Raw genomic sequence first — 2,084 nt, forward strand, 5'->3', positions numbered from 1 at the left:
CCCTGCCGCTCATTCCGAACGGCCCGGTGAACTTCGCCGGCTTCGCGAACACCGAGCAGGTGCACTACCTCGTGGTGGAGGATAGCTTCCCCAACGGACGACCGGCGCTCGAGAAGGGCGGCGTGATTCTCACGGATCGCGAGACCGTGGACAAGGCCGATACCATGAAGGTCACGACCTGCTTGAACCCGCTGCACACCGGCCTCGCCGTGTACGGCTGCCTCTTGAGTTACACGAAGATCGCCGACGAGATGCGCGACCCGGAGCTCGTTGCGCTTGTGAAGCGCCTCGGCTACGGCGAGGGCATGCCCGTGGTCGTCGACCCCAAGGTCATCGATCCCAAGCAGTTCATCGACGTGCTCGTGGAGCATCGCCTGCCCAACCCCAGCCTGCCGGATGCCCCGCAGCGCATCGCGCAGGACACCTCGCAGAAGCTGCCTATCCGCTACGGCCACACCATCAATGCGTATCTTTCCGCTGGTAAGAGTATGGATTCCCTCGTGTGCATCCCGCTTGTGATCGCTGGTTGGCTGCGCTACCTCGAGGCGAAGACGGATTTCGGCGAGGACTTCACCCCGAGCCCCGATCCGATGCTCGAGGAGCTGCAGGGAAAGCTCGCCGCGGGCGGCATCGAGCTGTGCGTCACCGATACAGTTGCCATCCACAACGCTGTGCGCCCGATTCTCTCCAACAAGGAGATCTTCGACTGCGACCTGTACGAGGCCGGTCTGGGCGAGCGCGTCGAGGCGATGTTCGCCGAGCTCAACGAAGGTCCCGGTGCTGTGCGCGCGACTCTCAAGAAGTACCTCACCGCGTAAGTGGATGATCGGGGACGGGTTCGTTTCAACCCATCCCGCAGGCGAGCCTGTCCCCCTATGACGCAAAGTGCAACGTTTTGACCCCGTCCCCAAATGAGTCACCCAAATGAGTCAGAAAGGAAGATCAATGGAGCTGACATTCCGCTGGTACGGATCGAACGAGGAGAAGATCACCCTCGAGCAGATCCGCCAGATCCCCGGTTGCAAGGGCATCGTAGGCACCCTGTTCGACATCCCCGTGGGCGAGGTGTGGCCGCGCGAGCGCATCCGTGCCCTGCGCGAGATGGTCGAGGCGAACGGCCTCACGCTCAAGGTCATCGAAAGCGTGAACGTCTCGGACGATATCAAGATCGGTACCGATAAGCGCGACGCGCACATCGAGGCATACAAGGAGACCATCAAGAATCTTGGTCAGGAAGGCGTGAAGGTCATCTGCTATAACTTCATGCCTGTCTTCGACTGGGTGAAGAGCGATCTCGACTACAAGCTGCCGGACGGCTCCAGCACGCTCGCGTTCGTGAAGGCGAACATCCCGGACGACCCGCAAGAGATCATCGACACCGTGGCCGAGGGCTCAGGCGGCTTCACGCTCCCCGGTTGGGAGCCCGAGCGCTTGGCGCAGGTGAAGAGCCTGTTCGAGGCCTATAAGGATGTGGACGAAGAGAAGCTGCGCGAGAATCTCGTGTACTTCCTCGAGGCTATCATGCCCGTGTGCGAGGAGTACGACGTCAAGATGGCTATCCACCCCGACGATCCGCCATACAGCATGTGGGGTCTGCCGCGCATTATCAAAAACCGCGAGGACCTCGACTGGCTCTGCAGTGCCGTCGACACGCCCTACAACGGCATCACGCTCTGTTGCGGCTCGATCGCCGAGGAGCCGGGTAACGACATCTATGACATCCTCGCCGAGTTCACGCGCCGCGGCCGCATCCACTTCGTGCATATGCGCAACATCAAGTACATTTCACCCGAGGAGCCGGGCAACAAGGACTTCTACGAGGCCCCGCATCCCAGTCCCTGCGGTTCGCTCGATATGTATAAGATGATGAAGGCGCTGCACGACAACGGCTTCGAGGGCTTCATGCGTCCCGACCACGGCCGCATGATTTGGGGTGAGACCGGCCGTCCGGGCTATGGCCTCTACGACCGCGCCTTGGGTATCGCCTACATCAACGGTATGTGGGAAGCTATCGAGAAGTCCTCGAAGTAACTATCTGCCAGAAGGGACAGTCCCTTTTGGCGGGGGGGTCCTTTTTGCGGGGG

1 protein-coding gene and 1 pseudogene are annotated in these 2,084 nt (G+C 61.1%); both read left to right on the forward strand.

Annotated features, from left to right (window positions below):
• A pseudogene (locus QZ079_RS09190) lies at positions 1–818 on the forward strand (mannitol dehydrogenase family protein); the annotation flags it as partial.
• Between the two features lie 127 nt (positions 819–945).
• Entirely contained in the window at positions 946–2,031 is a 1,086-nt protein-coding gene (gene uxuA, locus QZ079_RS09195) for a mannonate dehydratase (RefSeq protein ID WP_297037547.1), read from the forward strand.
• Positions 2,032–2,084: the final 53 nt, after the last annotated feature.

The organism is uncultured Enorma sp. (assembly GCA_905210055.1).
In the GTDB taxonomy this organism is placed as follows: Bacteria; Actinomycetota; Coriobacteriia; order Coriobacteriales; family Coriobacteriaceae; genus Enorma.